This is a genomic window from Brevundimonas sp. A19_0, assembly GCF_017744255.1.
In the GTDB taxonomy this organism is placed as follows: Bacteria; Pseudomonadota; Alphaproteobacteria; order Caulobacterales; family Caulobacteraceae; genus Brevundimonas.
In genome coordinates, this window is sequence record NZ_JAGHQP010000002.1 from 234,277 (window position 1) to 250,014 (window position 15,738).

Sequence of the window (15,738 nt, forward strand, 5' to 3'; positions counted from 1 at the left end):
TGCGACTGAGCTGGGTGACCTGCTCGCGGGCGGCGCCGAGCGCCTTGGACGTCCGGTCGCTCTCGCCCTTCACGCCCTGAAGAAAAGTCTTCGCGTTTCCAGCAGCTTTGAAGATGAGATTGAGGCGAAGATTACGGTCCATGCGTCATTCGTCCTTCGGGCCGTTGACCCGATTCCACAGGGCGATCGCGCGCTCCCGCTCTTCTGAGAGGTCGGCCAGGTCGAGGGCTTCAAGGGCCTCCCTCGACCAGCCATGCATCACGAACATGATGTCCGCGAAGGCGTCCTCTACTCGGTCAGGGAGGCCTCCCGCCGCTGCGACTTCGTCAGCAAAAAATTGATCACCTCGCCGGACAGCTGGGCGATGTCCTCGCCGTCCATGTCCATGAATTCCTGGCGGTGGATCATCGGTTCGCTGATCCGGGGGATGACGATCGACATGGCGACCACGTCGGCCGCATAGAGCTCAGTCAGCTTGGTGCCGCGCAGATCCCCGCCGCGGGGCTTGCGCACGGTGACGTCCACGATCTCGGTCCCGCCGCGATCGAGGGGATTGTCGAGGGTGACCAGCGCCCACGGGCGGCCGTTCTTGTCGATGCCCGAGCGGGCCTTTTCCGCAGGAGCGGAGGTCTCCGCCGAGGCGGGCGCCTCAGGCTTGGGGTCGATTTTCGTGTCCATTGGAGGGGTCCCGGCGAGTGCGCCGCGTCAGCGCGGCCATGAATCGGTCGAAGTGACGATCGGCGGCCTGACGACTTGCGATATCGTCGTGGCGCTGGCGCTCGAGCGCGGCCGCGATCGGGGGAAGGGAGCGCCCCGCCGCCATCAGTTGATGATGCGGCGCAGTTCGGCGCGGCGGTCGACGCCGTCGACGATGAAGGTCCCGGCGATCAGGTCGATCTCGAATTCGACACGGCCGTTGCGGGTCTGTTTGTAGTAGGTGCAGGCCGTCTTGTACTTGGTGCCCGACTTGGCGCCGACCTCGTCCGTGCCGGAATCGATCTCGGTATGGCGGCCGCGCACGACGATCTGGACGTCGTCATAGCGGCCGGTCGCGTCGTTCTGGTAGGCGCCGGCGAAGCGCAGCTGGCTGCCGTCGATGTCGGTCGAACCGAATTCGCGGTTCAGCTCGGGCATGTCGCCGCCGTACTCGTGTTCGACCTCGAGCCCTTCCAGGCCCATGTCCAGCTTGACGGTGCCCAGCATGCCGGCGCCCCGATAGTCCTCGGTCTTGATGACCAGCTTCGGCCGGGTGAACTTGGTCGACTGACCGGCGAAGGAGTTCGCCGCGTTGAAGACGTTCATGTCCTTGAGTTGACGGGGCAGCTGCATGGCGGGTGTTCCTGGAAGGGCGGTTGGAAGGGCTCAGGCGTAAGGGGACGGGATCAGGCGGCGCCGGACAGTTCGGCGAAGTCGGCGTAGAATTCGTCCGTGATCTCGGGCCCGATACCGAGCTCCTCGAGCGGGGCGCAGGGGGTGAAGCGGTAGCCGATGCGGAGCTTGCCTGCGGCCAGCAGCTCGGGCGTGTTGCCCTCGGCCAGGAAGGCCTCGAAGCCGATGAGGCGACCGGCCAGGACCTCGCGCCGGCCGAGCGCGTTCAGGCTCTCGATGATGTCGATCGCCAGCGACTGGCGGAGCGGCTGATCAATGTAGGGGAAGACGCCTTCGGCGATGGTGTCGCGCAGCACCTGATCCGTGCGGACGGCGCTTTCGAAAGCGTAGCGCGGATCATCAGAGCAGGTGCGGTTGCCCCAGAAGCGGAAGCCGTTGCGGCGGATCAGGCCGGTGACGTCCGCGCCGTTGATCAGGCCGATCTCGGTGTCGGCCGACTGCAGATCCCAGGTGCGGGGATTGGTGAGACCCAGCACGCCCGGCACGGCCACATTGGAGATCGTCTTGTGATAGCCGACCTCGCGGTCCAGCCAGGCGCGGGCACCCACGGCCCGGGCGGTGGCGAAGCTGACCACTTCTGCCTCGGCCAGGGCGTCGAAGGCGTTGAAGTCGCCATCGATCAGCATCAGCTCGCGCGTCGAGTAGGTCTGGCGGTAGGTGTAGATCTCGGCCGGGGTGGCGCCGATGGCACGGGCATAGGCCATGGCCCGAAGCTGAGCCGCCACGACGCCCATGGCCGCCGTGACGGCGGCATCGTCCAGGCCGGGGGCCGCGAGGATGCGCGGGCGCACGGCCACGGCCTGCTCGGCCAGCAGCAGCTTCTGGAGCCCGGCAATGACGTTCGCCGCCTGGTCGGCCGCGATGTCCTCAGGATCGGCCCCCTCCCCTTCCTCGACCAGGATCAGAACGCCGGTCGAGCGACCGAAGTCGGCGATGGCGCGAAGCGCCCGCGAGGCGGTCCCGGCCTCACCGGCCGCGGCGATGGTGGCCTCCAGGTCCTGGACCAGGATCGGCGTATTGAGATCGAGGCCGACCGCGTCCGGCGCCGTGGCGACAATGCCCCAGACGGACAGCGGATTGACGAACAGGGCGACCGCGCCAAGGGCGGCGGCGGTGATGGCGACGCCGTGGGTGCGAGGGGTCAGGGCCATGGGAGTTCCTTCAGGTCGAGCAGGAGGCGATCAGGGCGATCAGGCGGCGGACGGAGCGGGGTGAAGCGGATAGGCGAAGTCGAAGCCCTCGGGCCGGGGCAGATCCACACGGCGGCCGAGGATGCGAAGATGAAGGGCGCCCGGGCGCGGGCGCTCGAGCGTCACCCGCGTCAGCTGCACGCGAGGCTCCCACCTCAACAGCGCCATGGCCGTTGCCGCATAGATGGCGAGGCGGGTGCGCGGGTTGTCGGGCTGGTCGACCAGATCGGGCAGGCGCGAGCCATAGGGGCGCAGCATCACGCGGCTGCGCTCGGGCGTGGTCAGGATGTCGCCGATCGACTGCTCGAGGTGTGCGGCGCTGCGGCTGTCGAGGGCGCGGCCCGTGGTGCGCGACATGCCAACGCTCTGGCCGGTCATACCGGTGCCCCCGTCTTCCCGGAGATCGTGCCGCCGGTGTGGACGTGCGACTTGAGGCTCTTGGGTGCGCCGGCGACGTCGACGACGACGTCCTCCTTGGCGGTCACCTTCCTGTCGACCACGGTGTTGCCGGTGATCGTCGTGTCGCCATCGATCGAGACGTTGCCGGTGATGGTGGTGTCGCCGACGATGGTGACTCCGCCCGGGGCGGTCATGGTCACGCGGCCGGGCGTCTCGACCTCAAGGTGCTGGCCCTCCGGATCGTAGGAGACCTGGGCGCCGTCCTGAAAGCGGATGGCGTTTTTCAGGCCGAGGAACAGGGGCGCGAAGGCCGAGGACGGCAGGCCGTTCAGCACCATGCCCTGCTCGATGTCACCCTCGGGGGCGATGACCAGGACTTGCTGGCCGACCGTCGGCGGGATCCAGATGGTGGTGTCGCCGACCGCCATCAGCCAGTCGATCGGCGGAGTGGTCTGTTCGCCCATGGTCACCACGACCTTGCCCGCCTCAAGATCAACCGACTGGACGATGCCGACGCGCAGAAGCGAGCCGATCAGGCGATCGGAGTCGGCGGCCGGGCGTGAGAAAGCGGGGCGGGTCATAGGCTGCGGACGATGGCGCAGCGCGCGCAACATCGCAGGGGCGCGGTGTTGTCAGCACCGCACGGCACAAAAGGCGGTTACCCCGTGGTGGTCAGGCTTTCGTCCAGCTCGGGCCAGCTGATCGAGCGCGGGAACCTCGCCTGATCCGGGACATCCCGCAGCGCCTGAATGTGCTCGAGGACGGATCGATAGTCCTCAGGCGTCAGGGTGGTGGTGATGCCGAGGGCGAGCTCGTCGCGGTGACGATCGACCAGCCAACGGACCCGGGCGATGCGGCGGGTGCGGTCGGTGCGAACGGCGTGCGCCAGCAAAGCCTCGTCGGGCTCGCCATCCGGATCATCGTCATCCGTCGCGGCTGGGCGAACCGTCCAGGCGCCCTCGTCAAACACGGCTTCCTCGTCGAAGCCGAACGCCGGCGGCGGCTCGAGGGTGGAATTGGCCGGGATCAGCCAGTGCTCGGGCTGCACCCGGCCTGCGGCGGCCGTCGCATCGGCAAGCGCAGCATCGCGGATCTGCATGGCCTGCCCGATCGCGGCGTCCAGATCCTGCTCGGCCTGGGCCAGTTCGTCGAGCGTCGTGCGGGGCGCGGCGGCGAACGCCGCGATGGCTTCATCGTAGGCGCTCGCATAGGCGGCGTGGGCAGCGGCGGCCAGCGGATCGTGAACGGCCTTGCGGGCCAGCTCGAGCTCCATGGGGTCCGCGTCGGCCATGCCGGCGCCCCGGTAAAGGCCAGTCTCGGGATCATAGTGATAGATCAGCATGGCGCGCCTCAGTAGGAGATACAGGCCAAGAGGGCCTCGTTGACCGGGCGGGCTTCGCTTCCGCCCTCGTAGCCGGTGAACATGCTGCGACCCACGCCATCGGAATCGCCATCCTCGACGTAGTTGTCGTTCGACCCGGTCGAGCTTCGTGCGGCGATGGAGTGCCGGTGCTGCAGGTTCTGGCTGGCCTGATAGCTGCCCGTCCCCAGCGCGCGGCCCGGGTCCAGCCCGCGCCCGTTATCCAGGCCCCGGAAGAACAGGCCGCGCCAGTCGGGGATCTGGAAGGTGGTCGCGCCGTCGCCGGCGCCATAGCGGGTGCCGATCGCGGCAAACAGCCGGGCATAGGTGGTGCGCGAGACGACGGCGCCGTTGGCGACCAGGCAGCGGGTACCGGCCGGGACCGTGGCCTGGTCGAAGAGGTGAAGCTGCCCGGCCGGCCACACCAGGTCGAGCAGGTCCGTGATCTTGGACGCCGTCAGGTTCGGGATGCGGGCGACGTCGAAGACACCCGAGGTGACGTCGGCGGCGGCGTGGGTGTGGGCCGAAGGCGTGAAGGTCGACGGCTTGCCGGTGATCTCGGTCCAGGCGTGCGCGTGGCCGAGCGGCGAGGCAAAGGCTGCGATGGCCTGGCGAACCCGCTGGGCGGTGAAGTAGCGGACGGTCGTCGCGGTGCCGGCCTCGGCCTCGGCCTGGCCGATCAAGCTGTAGGCATTGGCGGCCAGCTTCGCATCCAGCGCCACCTGCAGACCCGTGACGTCGCCGATCGCGTGGCTGTGCGGCGATGGAGCGAAGAAGTCCGGTTTGCCGCTGATCTCGCCCCAGCCATGGGAGTGACCGAGAGGCGAGGCGAAGGCCGCGATCGCCTGACGGATACGCAGGGCCGAGACGTAGCGGACAGTCGTCGCGGTGCCCGCCTCGGCTTCGGCCTGGCTGATCAGGCTGTAGGCATTGGCCGCCAGCTTGGCATCCAGGGCCGCCTGGAGGCCCGGGATTTCAGAAATGCCATGGGCATGGGTCGAGTCCGAGACCTTCCGCCATGGATACCAGGTTCCGGAGTAATTCGTGCGCCACCACGATTCATTGCCATTGTAAGTCGTGTACCTCTGATAGGTATAGTAGAGGCCATAGACCTCCAGGAGCCCCGCCGCTGGGGTCGGGTAGTTCGCCCCCGACGCCGCCTGCGAGTTCGAGGACTGGTGGTAGATGCCAGTGGTGACGTAGTCGTTGAGGTCTTGGCCAGAGCTGATGGCCCCGACATACTGGACGACCGCGTTGGTGATGCCGTAGCCGGCAAGGGTGTTCGGCTTCCCCCCGAGGTTGGCAAAGGTGAAGGCGGAAGCGTCGAGCTTGCTCGCAGGATTGAAGTTTCCGCTGTCCCAGAATTTGCGCCAGGCCGACCAGGCGCCTCCGATCGACCCGCGATGGAAGACGTCTCCGCTCGAGGGCCGCGTGTAGCGCTGCTCGACGGCATTGCCTTGGGCCAGCACCTCGATCATGCCGGCCGCGCCAATGGGATAGTTGGCGCCGTCCGTGGCGCCGGCGTCCAGCGGCTGACGATAGAAGCCCGGCGTGGTGCAGAGATTGAGGTCCGAGCCCGAGACGGCGAGCGAGTTGACGAACTGGAGCAGGACCGGCTTGCCTGTGACCTGCGCCCAGTCATGGGAATGGATGGCTGCGGCCTTGGAGTTCGGGTCGAAATTGCCCTCAAACCACACCTGCTGTGTGCCGACCCGCGGTACGGTCTCGAACGTGACCTGACCAGTCGCCCGGACGATCGCGAACGGGATGCCCAGATAGGCGCCATTGTCGGCGAAGCGCATGAACTCGAGAAGCGCACCGTTGTTTGCCCCGGACTCGGCCGAGCCGTTCGCTCGAATGCGCCAGCGATCAGTGACATCAGTCTTGAAGTTGATCTCGCGAACCGTGCCCGCGTTGCCCCGGATATCCAGTCGGCCTCCGCCGGCGGCTGCAATAGCTACGACGCCCGTGAACGTGGCCCCAGCGAGGTTCGCCTTCTCAGCCAGAGCCACCGCCAGACCGGTGATCTTGCCCATCACCAGGTCCGGGATGCGCGCGACATCGAAGACGCCGGACGTGACATGGCCCGCATCATGGCTGTGCGCCACGTCGGCCTTCGTCCCCAGCAGGGCCGTCAGCAGCACCTTGAGACGCGAGGGCGGGACCGCCACGTCGCTGCGCGCGCCGGCGTCGACCTCGGGCTGTGTGGCGATCTTGATGACGCCCGCCTGGTCGACGGTCGCCGGCGGATTGATGAAGTCGGTATTGCCGAATTCGATCATGGCCGTGGTCAGGCTGGCCAGCACCACGTCGACCGCCAGCAGCATGATCGAGGCCGTCGACTTCTGGACGATGGGCGCGGCCTGGCCATAGACGGCAAACAGGGTGCCGTCCGACAGGATCAGGCCGAAGCCGCGCATCGAATAGGACTGGATCGACTCGTCGCGGATCGTGAGGTGCAGTGTGTCCGCCGCGACCACGTCGCCCGAAAAGGTGGTCAGCCGCTTCAGCTCGGTCGGCAGGGCCGTCATGGCCGCGAAGTTCGCCCCCTCCATATTCGAGGACGTCAGGGCGATCTCATGGATCGTCAGGGCATTGGTGCCGGTGTTCTGGGCGTTGATCAGGGCGGCGCGGCCCGCGTCGGTAATGGTGATCGGCAATCCGGGCATCAGGCGGCCTCAAGCTGCAGGCGGACGTAGTCGGCCGCGCGCGCTGCGGCGGCCGTGCCAAGTCCGCCCTGGGCCGAGAGGCCCTGGGTGAAGGTGAAGTGCGCGCGCACGGGCTTGGTCCGGGCGACCTCGTCGATGACTTCCTCGACGAAGCGGGCCGTGGCCGGCTGACCGCCGTCCCCGTTCAGGGTCAGCACCAGGTCGAAGGTGTAGGGGTCGCCCGGGGGATCCTGTTGCCACCATTCCCGCAGGGCGATCTGACCGCCGAAGGCCGCGACGACCTGACGGACAGAGGCGGCCGTGCCCTTCTTGCGCTGGATCTCGATGGCCGCCGCCACCACGGCGCGCTTGACGCCTTCCGGCCAGGTCGGATTCCAGCTGTCGATCGACAGGGCATAGGCCAGCCACGGCAGGAGCTCGATCGGGCAGGTGTCGGGGCGCCAGAGGTCGCGCAGCGGGACCGGCACATCGTCCAGGCGACGCGTCAGGCGCTCGAGGGCCAGCTCGAGCGCGGTGGAATTCTCGGGTGCCAGGCACTGGCTATCGCGGACCAGGGGCATGCCTATTCCCCGAGGCCGGCGTGGGTGACGTCGATCGACGTGCAGCGTGCCGCCTGGGTGCGGGTCACGACGACGTTGGCAGCGGGCAATACCAGGTCGACGTCCTGGACGCCTTCGGGCGACAGAGCCGCGATGATGCCCGAGCGCGTGACGTCGCGGCCGAGCCGGAAACAGGCCGCCAGATAGGCGTCGAGACGGGCAAGCGCCTCGTCGATGACGACCGAGGCGTCGGGCCCCGCGAAGGTGGTCAGGGTGGCCTCGACCGCAAAGGTGAGGACCTCGGCCGCAGCCACGGTCACCTGATCCGTCAGGGGGCGGACGTCCTCGGCCGAGACATAGGCCTCGACCGCATCGAGCAGGGCCTGATCCGGGACGCCATTGCCGAGGCGGGACAGGACGGTGACCAGGACCTGGCCGGGCGACGGGCTGGTGGCGCTGGCATCGAGGACATCGCCGGACGCGTCGAGGGCCTTGGACACATACGCACCCTCGGGGCCGGCCACCGAATAGGCCTCGGGTGCCAGCAGGGCGCGACGGCGCAGGGCTTCGTCGTCTTCCATGACAGCCGGCACAAGGCCGTCACCGGACGCCGGCACGATGACCAGGCGCTCGACGCCGAGCAGGGCGACCAGGTGATCGAGGTCCGCCCCCACGGCATAGGCGATGGTGACGGCGCGCGCGGCGTCATTGACCCGCTGGCGCAAGCCGAGCTCGCGATAGGCGAAGATCTGGATGATCTTGACCAGCGGCTCGGACGGCAGGGCCAGCACCTGGGCCATGGCGGCGCCGGCCTCCGGGCTGTCCTCGGCCATGGCGTCGATCAGCAGCTGCCTGGCCTCGGCCACGATGGCGTCGAAGGACAGGGCCTCGACGACTTTCGGGAAGGGCAGCTTGGACAGGTTGACGGCAGTCGAGCCGCTGGCCTGGCCGGCGAGGACGGACACGGACGGAAACCTCTAGGTCACAAGCGGGCCTCCGTTGTCACCGCCCGGGCAGGGGGCTGGCGACCGGGCGCTGTTGTGCCGTGCGGTGCTGACAAATGTAGCGGGGAAGTCGCGGCTGCGGGCTAGCGCCCGGCCCGGCGACCCCATCCGAGGGCGTCGCCGGCATGATCGATGAAGGCGTTCAGGAGCATCGCTTCGTCTGACGGCGCGAAGCCGATCAGCTCCCGCCGGGGATAATCGATCTCGGGCCCGCCCGGGGCGACCTGATCCCGGCCGCCGTCGTGGTGAACGCGGGCGATGCGCGACGCGCGCGAGGTGAACTCGACCCAGGCGGCCTCGCTGTCCGCGCCGGCCTTGAGCCAGCGACTGGACCGCAGCCCCCGGAACATCGGCTGGGCCCGCCGCCGCACCCGGCCCTGCACACTGCGGGCTGCGGATGCATCCATGGAGGTGTCGGCCTGACCTTCTGGCGTGATCCAGCGGATCACCCTGGACTCCTTGAAGGTGCGAAGGCCGTCGGCCTCGCGGTCGAAGCCGATCATCATCTTGCCCTGCTGGCGCCAGCTACGCATGTCGACCAGGCGCGGCTCGCCCGATCCTCCGGACGGGTAGAGAAAGCGCACCGGCCGCGTGGCCGGCTTCATGTCGCGGCGCGGCTTGCGCTTGGGCCAGCTGGACCCGTCCGGTGCCTTCTGGGCAGCCATGCGACGCTGTTGGACGCGGCGGATATCCCCCGAGAGACGCTTGAGCAGCCGCCTGCGGGCGGGCGGGTCGAGCGCGGCCAGACAGGCCGCCGCGATATCGTGCAGCTGGGCCAGGTCCTCGGCCATCAGCTGACCTCGGGATGGGCCTCACAGCGGGCGATGACCGCGCCGTCCAGATAGACGATGTGCAGCGGCGGGCCGTCCGCGAAGGCCAGCGGTGCCGGAGGTTCGAGATACACCACGTCGTGACCGCCGCCAGGGCGAGCCTCGATCCGATAGGATTCGGTCAGTTTGAGATCGATGTGGACGTCGACCTTGTCGGGGCTCAGCATCTCGACGGTGAGATTGATGCCCCGCGCCGTGGCCTCCGGGCTGCTGATCAGGTCGTGCTGCCAACGCTGGATCCAGAGCATCAAGGGAACCGTGATCTCTGCCGGGTCACCCGCGAAGTCCAGGAGGGCCAGCTCGAGCGTGTAGCGGTACTCGAACGCCTGCCCCGGCCGGGCCGACGCGAAGATGCCGAGATCGGTGGCGACCATGTGCAGACGATAGGGGTCGGTCTTGAGCCCGTGGCGCGGGTCCAGGCTCTCCGACAGGTATGCCCGCAGCGAATTCGGCTTCTTCACGGCTCAACCCCCAGCTCGCGCAGCCAGTCATCCTCGTCGGCATGTTCGCCGTCGTGGACGTCGACGGCGGTCTGGCGTGCGATGTCGCACTTCACAAGGGCGACACCGGCGTGCACGAGAGTCTGCTCGACCGTGTCGACGGTCAGCTCATCCGGCAGGACCGGGAGCCGGCACGGGCGCTTGGCGCTTTCCGGCATCTCGCGCCGGGGCGGCGTCACCGTGATCGGCACAGACGGCCGGGCGAAGATCGCACAACCGCTGCCAGCTATCGCGCAGACCAGCGCCACCGTCAGGAAGAGGAATCGAGTCATCGGCCTGGGCCTCTCGTTGCAGGGCAAAATCATGGGCGATCGCATCCGCGGCCTCGCGGTCGGCGGCAGCCTGTTCGACCAGGCGCGTGGTCTGGCGGGCCCCGGAGGCCTCGGCCGATCGGGCGCCGGCGTCGGCCGTGGCGACGGCTGCCTTGCCCTCGGCCACTTCGGCCCGATGCTCGGCCGCGTTGAACGGATCCCAGCGGAAGCCGAGACCGCCGAGGATCTGGACGCCGGCCACGGCAAAGCAGATCAGCGCGCCGGCGATCAGGATCCCGTGGACCGGGGTGAAGCGTGAGACGTCGGGCAGCTTCACGACGGGGCCATCCGGATCAGAAGGCCGATCACCAAGCCGATTGCCAGGACAATGCCGACGATCGGGGCGGCGATAGCCCGCTCGCCATAGACGCCCGGGTCGAAGAAGAACCGGACCCAGACGAACCAGCAGATGCCGGGGACGATGAGACCCAGAGCGAAGCCGTGATCGACCACGAAGGCGGCCGCCGTGCTGACCAGACCGCACACCAGCAAGGCCAGAACGATGAATGCGACGGCCCTGTTGAGCTGGGCAAACATCAGCGCGCCCCCTCGCGTTTGGCCCACCAGGCGGCGACGTCGAAGGTCGGGCAGGCCTTGACCCACTCGCCCGGCTCGACCTTGCCGTTGCCGTTGCGGTCAGGCGACAGGTCGCGGTGGCCGCAAACGCGGGCGCGGGGATGGCGCGTGGTCAGGGTGCCCAGCAGCTGCTCGAGCGCGGCGTACTGGTCCGGCGTGAAGTTCGTCTCGGCCGTCATGTCCGGCTTCACGCCGCCGACCAGGCAGATGCCGAGGCTGTTGGCATTGTGGCCCTGGACGTGCGCGCCCATGACCGTGTCGGGACGGCCCTTCTCGACCGTGCCGTCGCGGCGAATAACGTAGTGATAGCCGACGTCGCGCCAGCCCTTGGCCCTGTGCATAGCGCGGATTTCGGCGACGCCGATGTCGCGGGCGGCGGGGGTGGCCGAACAGTGGACCACGAGCAGGCTGATGGTCTTCATCGTCAGGTGTCCTTTGAAGGGGCCGGGTCTTCCCGGTCAAAATCGACGTCGAGCTCGACGCCACCGGCCTTGACGCCGACGCGGCCGGCGCGGCCGAAGGCCAGGGTGACCATGACGAGGGCGACGATGGCGGTGCTGGCCAGCCCCATCCAGGTGGCGCCCTGAATGCGGGCCAGCCAGACGGTCTCGGCGTCGGGGAAGCGACCGTGAAGGAGCCAGGCCTGGACATGCGCGGCCAGAGCCGTCGCCACCAGCCCGCCGCCCAGCATCAGGGCGAAGCGGATCATGGGCAGGGCTTTCAGCAGGGCGAACAGCTGGCCGGGCTTGATCCGGATCATGACGGCTCTCGCTCGAGGCGATCGCGGATCCACGCGACGTCGCGCTGGACGGCCACCAGGTCGCCATTGGCCAGGGGCTGGGTGCGGGCCTCGAGCGTCTTGAGGCGCTGCTCGCCCTGGGCACCGAAGAAGACCCAGCCCGCGACGGTGATCGAGGCGGCCCACAGGAAGGCGACCTTGGACCAGTTGATCGGCGGATTGATCGGCAGGGGATGATGCGCAGTCATATCAGTCCCACAGATTGATCGTTGGCGGGGTGGCCGGGAGGGTCGCGGCCGCGGGGATCACGATGCCCTGACCGGCCTGCAGGATCGGGCCGTGGTCGGCGAGGTTCGGGTTGGCGTCGAGCACCTGCTCCACGGCAGGCGATCCCTTGCCGAGAACGCGATAGACCAAGGCGTCGACGGTCTCGCCAGCCTCGGCCTCGACGCGGATGGATGTTGCCAGACGCGCCATCACAGCGCCTCGGCTATGACGCGCGTGCGGCCGAGGAAGTCCCTGACGGCCCAGGAGACGTTGCGGGTGTGGATGTCGATGTCGGCCGAGAGTTCCTCGGCCCGATCGGCGCCGGCCGAGGTGAGACGCGAGCCGATCTGACGCTCGGCCAGATCAGCACCGACGACGGAATAGACCGCGCGATTGAAGCGCATGACGTAGTCGCTGACGCCGTCCACCATGATCCGGGCCGGCACGTCCGCGAGGCTGGCGTAACCGGCCGCCTCCTGATCGATGCGCCAGTCGGCCAGCGCAGCGGCGACGTCGAGCATCGCCTGCCGAACAGCGTCGCGCAGTCGATCAGGCGTCACCGTAGTGTCGATGCGGATGGCGTCCCGGACGGCGGTGATGTTCATGTTCGGCCACCAGCCGTCGAACATGACCGCATCGGCCGCGGGAGGCGGCGCCGGTGGCTCGGTGTCCGCGTTCGGAGGGTTGAAGACAAAGCCGGACATGGGTCACACGGGCGGAGGGAAAGCCCGGTTTACGGCGGTGGGGGACCGGCGCGACGATCGACGGATTGGGGACGCCGTCGTCTGCCGGTCCCGCCGCCGAGCGCCGGGGGGCGAAGGTGTCAGGCCCCTGCCCCGCCCTGCTCGGGCGGGGTCTGGGCCTCTGGTGAATTCTCGGGCAGCGCGCCGGCCTTCTTGAGGGCGCTCTGCAGCTGGGTGATCGGCTTCTTGACACCGACCTTCTCGTCGAGCTGCAGGGCGCGCTGATAGCAGCGCAGCGCCTGGCCCTGACGCGCGGTCAGGTCGTCGGCGTCGTCTTCCTTGGCGCCCGCGAGGATGGCCATGCCGAGCGCGCGGTGCAGCTTGGCGGTGATCTCGTCGTGGATGTCGGCATCCACCAGGTCGATCAGATCCTCGATCGCCGGCAGGACGGCGGCCGGGAAGGCCCGCGCGGCGTCCTCGCCCGCTTCATAGGCACGGATGGCAGCCTCGGAAACCTGCTCGACCACAAAGGCCGGCGTCTCGCGCTTGAAGCGGTCGGGCATGGCCAGACCATTGAGCAGGGCGTGCTCGATCATGGGCATGGCGCCCTTGATGTCGCCGGTGTCGATGCGCCACGCCATCAGGGCGGTAAAGACCTGGTCGAGGGGCGAAGCCGAGGCCTTGCCGGCCTTGATCATGCCGTCGATCCAGCCGGCGTAGCCGGGCAGGAGCTCGGCCTTCAGGGCGATCTTGCGCTCGATGGACTGAATCTCCTTCAGGCGGCGCTGATCCTCCTGCAGCTGCAGCATGACCTTGGCGGCCGCGCTTTCCCGCTCTCGCTGGTTGGCGCCGTTGTCATTGTCGCCCATGGCCAGCAGATCGACGCCGCTGGCCGCCAGGACGCGACCGGCACTGGCCGCGATCAGGAAGGCCTTTCGTTGCGCCGCGGCCGACACCATTCGCGGGCGGCCGGACGCCTCGACCGCGACCTCCGGCATGAAGGCCGGCACCGGTCGGGGCTTCTTGCGCGTCCGCTCCTTTTCGGCCGCCTGGGTGGCGGCTTCGACCTCGGCCTGTTTACGGGCTTCGGCCTTTTCACGGGCGAGGGCAGCGACGGACTTCACGGATCAGCTCCTGGAGTGGACGGGCGAGGTTCAGCGAGACTCCGGCTTAGGGCGCCGGCGTCGGGCCGAACTGGATGTTCTCGATCAGCAGGGCCCAGTCGTGATCCTCGACCACGTAGTCCTCGTTGACCGACTCATAGGTCTCGATCCGGCTGCGCTTCGCGTTGTCGACCACGGTGCGCCGGCGGGTGCCCTCGTGCTCGTAGATCGACAGGTTCTTGCGCGGCGTGATCAGGATGCCGTTCTCGAGCATGTAGGCCACGCGCCCGGCCGGACGGCCGCCGAGCTGCTTCTTGGACATCAGGACGTCGAGGGCCAGACGCTCGGTCGGCTTCTCTTCCTGGTCGACCATCGGGAAGTACTTCTCGTGCAGCAGGCCGTCGCCGACCAAGCACTCCAGGGCCGTGTCCGCCCGCACCCAGGCCGGGAGGAAGGAGTGGATGGCGTCATAGACCAGGGCGTCGAGGTTCCGGTAGTCACCATTGCCGGCGGGGTCGATGATGATCAGGCCGGCCTCAGTGGCGCCCTCGTCGAAGACATGGGTCGGCTTGTTCACGCGGATCTTCTCGCACCAGCCGACATTGACGTCCTGCAGGAGCGGGTTGGCGCCGCGATCGGTCTGGGCCGCGGCCGAGGTGCCGTTGAAGCCGATGATGATGCGGTCGCGGGCCTGTTGCTGGACAACCTGGCCGGACAGGCGCTGCTGGAAGTTCGGGAATTTCGACCACAGGTCGAGCTTGGCGTAGCTGACGTGGGTGTCCGAGTTTGTCTGCTTGGTCAGGAACCCATCCTTGTCGAGGGTGGTCGGGTCCTGCGTCGGGCGATCATTGGCGTCGGTGTTGGTGCGACCGGCCAGCGTCGAGCCGATGCCCAGGCCGATCTTTTCGCCCGACTGTTCGGGCACCGGCACGATGTTGATCGAGCTGAGGAAGGCAGACGATTCCTGCTGCTTTTCGATCAGGCGCTGCTGGACCGAAGGCGCGACCGTGAAGGCCTTTTCGCTGCGGACGGTCTGCCCGTCGACCTCGTTGATGCGGGCCTGTTGGTCCAGCCAGTTGTTGTAGGCGACGCGGGTCGTATTGCGCATGGTTCGGTTCCGGTGTGAGCGTTCAGGCTGGAGGGGGCGGTCTGGGTGGCGGAGCGGAGCGGGCTAGAAGTCGACCTGCTCGTTGTTGTTGCCCGTGGCGTCGGGGCGGCGGGTGTAGTCGTCGGAGGGCGTGCGCTCGATCGTGGCCTTCAGGCCGGCGAACTCGCTCTGCAGCCGGGCCATGTCAGCGCGATGCTGGGTGGCCATGGCCTCGCGGTCAGCCTTCATGGCGGCGGCCATGTCGCCGACCAGGGCGGTGAAGCCCTGGACCACGGCAGCGCTCGGATCAGCGGGCGGGGTTTGCGGCTGTTGCGGCGGGGTCGGCTCGGGCTTCTTGCCGTCCAGCAGGGCCGAGAACTTGGCCAGCACCTTGTCCAGGGCGGATTCGGTCGCGGCGTTCGGAGCGGTTTCGAATTCGATGGTGGTGTCGATCAGGGCCGAGAACAGGCTGGTGGCATGCTGTTTGCGCCCATCGAGCGTGGCCTTCAGCTCCTTGGCGAATTCCGAGTCGGCCTTGGCAGTGAACTTCAGGGCCTCGGTGCCCAGGCTGGCCGGGTTATCGGTGACGGCCAGGCCCATCAGGTAGCATTTGCCGGTGCCGGCGAAGTTCGGCTCGACCTCGATCGAGGTATAGATCTTCTGGCGGGCCTTGTTGAACTTGATCAGCTGGTCGGTCGGGTCGATCTGGGCGAACAGGGCAAGGCGCTTTTCCGTCTTGCCGGCCAGTTCGATCTCGACCTCTTCGGTCTTGACCGCGAGGACGTCGCCATAGGCGATGAAGGGGCCCTCGGCCGAGAAGCCCTTGATGTGCTCCATATTGACCCGGGCGCCGAAGGTCGCCGGATTATAGCTGGCGGCGATGTCGAGCAGCCAGTTCCGCTCGATGGTGCGGCCATCCGAGGCGGTCGCGCCCTCAACGGCGACACGGAAGAACTTGGACTTGGGGGTCGACAGAGCGGTCGTATCGGACATCGGGGCCTCGGGTGATGGGCGTTCGAAGCGCCGGATGCGGCGCGGACTGATCGGGCCGCAGATCACCGCGATGCGGCGCGCCTTCTCAAGGCGGGGCTG

At 68.2% G+C, this 15,738-nt stretch carries 22 protein-coding genes; 1 reads left to right on the forward strand and 21 read right to left on the reverse strand.

The genetic code is table 11. The features are described 5' to 3' along the window. Nucleotides 1-288: 288 nt before the first annotated feature. The 12 genes from J7346_RS03435 to J7346_RS03490 all read right to left on the reverse strand — a co-directional run bounded on the left by J7346_RS03435 (nucleotide 289) and on the right by J7346_RS03490 (nucleotide 10,152). Nucleotides 289-678 (reverse strand): phage tail assembly protein, encoded by a 390-nt coding sequence (locus tag J7346_RS03435; protein ID WP_209117772.1) that lies wholly within the window; start codon nucleotides 676-678, stop codon nucleotides 289-291. A gap of 144 nt (nucleotides 679-822) precedes the next feature. Then, nucleotides 823-1,329, reverse strand: coding sequence for a phage major tail tube protein (locus J7346_RS03440; RefSeq protein WP_209117774.1), 507 nt, complete (start codon nucleotides 1,327-1,329; stop codon nucleotides 823-825). Between the two features lie 53 nt (nucleotides 1,330-1,382). Continuing rightward, the gene (locus J7346_RS03445) at nucleotides 1,383-2,540 is read right to left on the reverse strand and encodes a phage tail sheath subtilisin-like domain-containing protein (RefSeq protein WP_209117776.1); all 1,158 of its coding nucleotides are present in this window, start codon (nucleotides 2,538-2,540) and stop codon (nucleotides 1,383-1,385) included. Nucleotides 2,541-2,579: 39 nt separating this feature from the next. Further along, a complete protein-coding gene (locus J7346_RS03450; protein WP_245157605.1) occupies nucleotides 2,580-2,936 on the reverse strand; it encodes a GPW/gp25 family protein in 357 nt (118 codons plus the stop codon). A gap of 17 nt (nucleotides 2,937-2,953) precedes the next feature. Continuing rightward, on the reverse strand, nucleotides 2,954-3,559 hold the full coding sequence (locus J7346_RS03455; protein WP_209117780.1) for a phage baseplate assembly protein V: 606 nt from the start codon (nucleotides 3,557-3,559) through the stop codon (nucleotides 2,954-2,956). Nucleotides 3,560-3,636: 77 nt separating this feature from the next. Beyond that, nucleotides 3,637-4,320, reverse strand: a complete 684-nt coding sequence (locus J7346_RS03460) for a phage tail assembly chaperone (protein ID WP_209117782.1) — start codon at nucleotides 4,318-4,320, stop codon at nucleotides 3,637-3,639. An 8-nt stretch (nucleotides 4,321-4,328) separates the two neighbouring features. Continuing rightward, on the reverse strand, nucleotides 4,329-7,007 hold the full coding sequence (locus tag J7346_RS03465) for a tail fiber protein (protein ID WP_209117784.1): 2,679 nt from the start codon (nucleotides 7,005-7,007) through the stop codon (nucleotides 4,329-4,331). Then, complete coding sequence (locus J7346_RS03470; protein WP_209117785.1) at nucleotides 7,007-7,567, reverse strand: phage tail protein I; 561 nt, start codon at nucleotides 7,565-7,567, stop codon at nucleotides 7,007-7,009. Before J7346_RS03470 ends, J7346_RS03465 begins: the two co-directional genes overlap by 1 nt. A gap of 2 nt (nucleotides 7,568-7,569) precedes the next feature. Beyond that, complete coding sequence (locus J7346_RS03475) at nucleotides 7,570-8,511, reverse strand: baseplate J/gp47 family protein (RefSeq protein WP_209117787.1); 942 nt, start codon at nucleotides 8,509-8,511, stop codon at nucleotides 7,570-7,572. Between the two features lie 122 nt (nucleotides 8,512-8,633). After that, complete coding sequence (locus J7346_RS03480) at nucleotides 8,634-9,341, reverse strand: phage virion morphogenesis protein (RefSeq protein WP_209117789.1); 708 nt, start codon at nucleotides 9,339-9,341, stop codon at nucleotides 8,634-8,636. Continuing rightward, on the reverse strand, nucleotides 9,341-9,841 hold the full coding sequence (locus J7346_RS03485; protein ID WP_209117791.1) for a phage tail protein: 501 nt from the start codon (nucleotides 9,839-9,841) through the stop codon (nucleotides 9,341-9,343). The genes J7346_RS03480 and J7346_RS03485 overlap by 1 nt, the downstream gene beginning before the upstream one ends. Beyond that, on the reverse strand, nucleotides 9,838-10,152 hold the full coding sequence (locus J7346_RS03490) for a hypothetical protein (protein WP_209117793.1): 315 nt from the start codon (nucleotides 10,150-10,152) through the stop codon (nucleotides 9,838-9,840). Before J7346_RS03490 ends, J7346_RS03485 begins: the two co-directional genes overlap by 4 nt. Nucleotides 10,153-10,183: 31 nt before the next feature. Between J7346_RS03490 and J7346_RS03495 the strand changes: the two genes are divergently transcribed. Beyond that, nucleotides 10,184-10,450 carry a hypothetical protein gene (locus J7346_RS03495; protein WP_209117795.1) on the forward strand — a complete coding sequence of 89 codons (267 nt, stop codon included), beginning with the start codon at nucleotides 10,184-10,186 and terminating at the stop codon, nucleotides 10,448-10,450. A 14-nt stretch (nucleotides 10,451-10,464) separates the two neighbouring features. Here the strand turns inward: J7346_RS03495 and J7346_RS03500 are convergent, their stop codons facing one another. From J7346_RS03500 to J7346_RS03540, 9 genes are all read right to left on the reverse strand, one after another. Then, on the reverse strand, nucleotides 10,465-10,728 hold the full coding sequence (locus J7346_RS03500; RefSeq protein WP_209117797.1) for a hypothetical protein: 264 nt from the start codon (nucleotides 10,726-10,728) through the stop codon (nucleotides 10,465-10,467). Further along, a complete protein-coding gene (locus J7346_RS03505; RefSeq protein WP_209117799.1) occupies nucleotides 10,728-11,189 on the reverse strand; it encodes an N-acetylmuramoyl-L-alanine amidase in 462 nt (153 codons plus the stop codon). Before J7346_RS03505 ends, J7346_RS03500 begins: the two co-directional genes overlap by 1 nt. 2 nt (nucleotides 11,190-11,191) lie before the next feature. After that, nucleotides 11,192-11,527 (reverse strand): hypothetical protein, encoded by a 336-nt coding sequence (locus J7346_RS03510; RefSeq protein ID WP_209117801.1) that lies wholly within the window; start codon nucleotides 11,525-11,527, stop codon nucleotides 11,192-11,194. Then, on the reverse strand, nucleotides 11,524-11,754 hold the full coding sequence (locus J7346_RS03515) for a hypothetical protein (protein WP_209117803.1): 231 nt from the start codon (nucleotides 11,752-11,754) through the stop codon (nucleotides 11,524-11,526). The genes J7346_RS03510 and J7346_RS03515 overlap by 4 nt, the downstream gene beginning before the upstream one ends. Before the next feature lies 1 nt (nucleotide 11,755). Beyond that, nucleotides 11,756-11,983 (reverse strand): tail protein X, encoded by a 228-nt coding sequence (locus tag J7346_RS03520; protein ID WP_209117805.1) that lies wholly within the window; start codon nucleotides 11,981-11,983, stop codon nucleotides 11,756-11,758. After that, on the reverse strand, nucleotides 11,983-12,477 hold the full coding sequence (locus J7346_RS03525; RefSeq protein WP_209117807.1) for a head completion/stabilization protein: 495 nt from the start codon (nucleotides 12,475-12,477) through the stop codon (nucleotides 11,983-11,985). Before J7346_RS03525 ends, J7346_RS03520 begins: the two co-directional genes overlap by 1 nt. A 119-nt stretch (nucleotides 12,478-12,596) precedes the next feature. Then, nucleotides 12,597-13,580: a phage terminase small subunit gene (gene gpM / locus J7346_RS03530; protein ID WP_209117809.1), complete on the reverse strand. Its 984-nt coding sequence runs from the start codon at nucleotides 13,578-13,580 to the stop codon at nucleotides 12,597-12,599. 46 nt (nucleotides 13,581-13,626) lie between these two features. Further along, nucleotides 13,627-14,667, reverse strand: a complete 1,041-nt coding sequence (locus tag J7346_RS03535) for a phage major capsid protein, P2 family (protein WP_209117811.1) — start codon at nucleotides 14,665-14,667, stop codon at nucleotides 13,627-13,629. Nucleotides 14,668-14,730: 63 nt separating this feature from the next. After that, complete coding sequence (locus tag J7346_RS03540; RefSeq protein WP_209117813.1) at nucleotides 14,731-15,639, reverse strand: GPO family capsid scaffolding protein; 909 nt, start codon at nucleotides 15,637-15,639, stop codon at nucleotides 14,731-14,733. Nucleotides 15,640-15,738 lie beyond the last annotated feature (99 nt).

Bases quoted from the DNA above. Each gene is read 5' to 3' on its own strand.
- J7346_RS03500 (WP_209117797.1), bottom strand. From the start codon at position 10,728: ATGTTTGCCCAGCTCAACAGGGCCGTCGCATTCATCGTTCTGGCCTTG.
- J7346_RS03450 (WP_245157605.1), bottom strand. From the start codon at position 2,936: ATGTCGCGCACCACGGGCCGCGCCCTCGACAGCCGCAGCGCCGCACAC.
- J7346_RS03505 (WP_209117799.1), bottom strand. From the start codon at position 11,189: ATGAAGACCATCAGCCTGCTCGTGGTCCACTGTTCGGCCACCCCCGCC.
- J7346_RS03455 (WP_209117780.1), bottom strand. From the start codon at position 3,559: ATGACCCGCCCCGCTTTCTCACGCCCGGCCGCCGACTCCGATCGCCTG.
- J7346_RS03540 (WP_209117813.1), bottom strand. From the start codon at position 15,639: ATGTCCGATACGACCGCTCTGTCGACCCCCAAGTCCAAGTTCTTCCGT.
- J7346_RS03440 (WP_209117774.1), bottom strand. From the start codon at position 1,329: ATGCAGCTGCCCCGTCAACTCAAGGACATGAACGTCTTCAACGCGGCG.
- J7346_RS03445 (WP_209117776.1), bottom strand. From the start codon at position 2,540: ATGGCCCTGACCCCTCGCACCCACGGCGTCGCCATCACCGCCGCCGCC.
- J7346_RS03510 (WP_209117801.1), bottom strand. From the start codon at position 11,527: ATGATCCGGATCAAGCCCGGCCAGCTGTTCGCCCTGCTGAAAGCCCTG.
- J7346_RS03480 (WP_209117789.1), bottom strand. From the start codon at position 9,341: ATGGCCGAGGACCTGGCCCAGCTGCACGATATCGCGGCGGCCTGTCTG.
- J7346_RS03515 (WP_209117803.1), bottom strand. From the start codon at position 11,754: ATGACTGCGCATCATCCCCTGCCGATCAATCCGCCGATCAACTGGTCC.
- J7346_RS03460 (WP_209117782.1), bottom strand. From the start codon at position 4,320: ATGCTGATCTATCACTATGATCCCGAGACTGGCCTTTACCGGGGCGCC.
- J7346_RS03525 (WP_209117807.1), bottom strand. From the start codon at position 12,477: ATGTCCGGCTTTGTCTTCAACCCTCCGAACGCGGACACCGAGCCACCG.
- J7346_RS03535 (WP_209117811.1), bottom strand. From the start codon at position 14,667: ATGCGCAATACGACCCGCGTCGCCTACAACAACTGGCTGGACCAACAG.
- J7346_RS03435 (WP_209117772.1), bottom strand. From the start codon at position 678: ATGGACACGAAAATCGACCCCAAGCCTGAGGCGCCCGCCTCGGCGGAG.
- J7346_RS03465 (WP_209117784.1), bottom strand. From the start codon at position 7,007: ATGCCCGGATTGCCGATCACCATTACCGACGCGGGCCGCGCCGCCCTG.
- J7346_RS03470 (WP_209117785.1), bottom strand. From the start codon at position 7,567: ATGCCCCTGGTCCGCGATAGCCAGTGCCTGGCACCCGAGAATTCCACC.
- J7346_RS03490 (WP_209117793.1), bottom strand. From the start codon at position 10,152: ATGACTCGATTCCTCTTCCTGACGGTGGCGCTGGTCTGCGCGATAGCT.
- J7346_RS03520 (WP_209117805.1), bottom strand. From the start codon at position 11,983: ATGGCGCGTCTGGCAACATCCATCCGCGTCGAGGCCGAGGCTGGCGAG.
- J7346_RS03495 (WP_209117795.1), top strand. From the start codon at position 10,184: ATGGGCGATCGCATCCGCGGCCTCGCGGTCGGCGGCAGCCTGTTCGAC.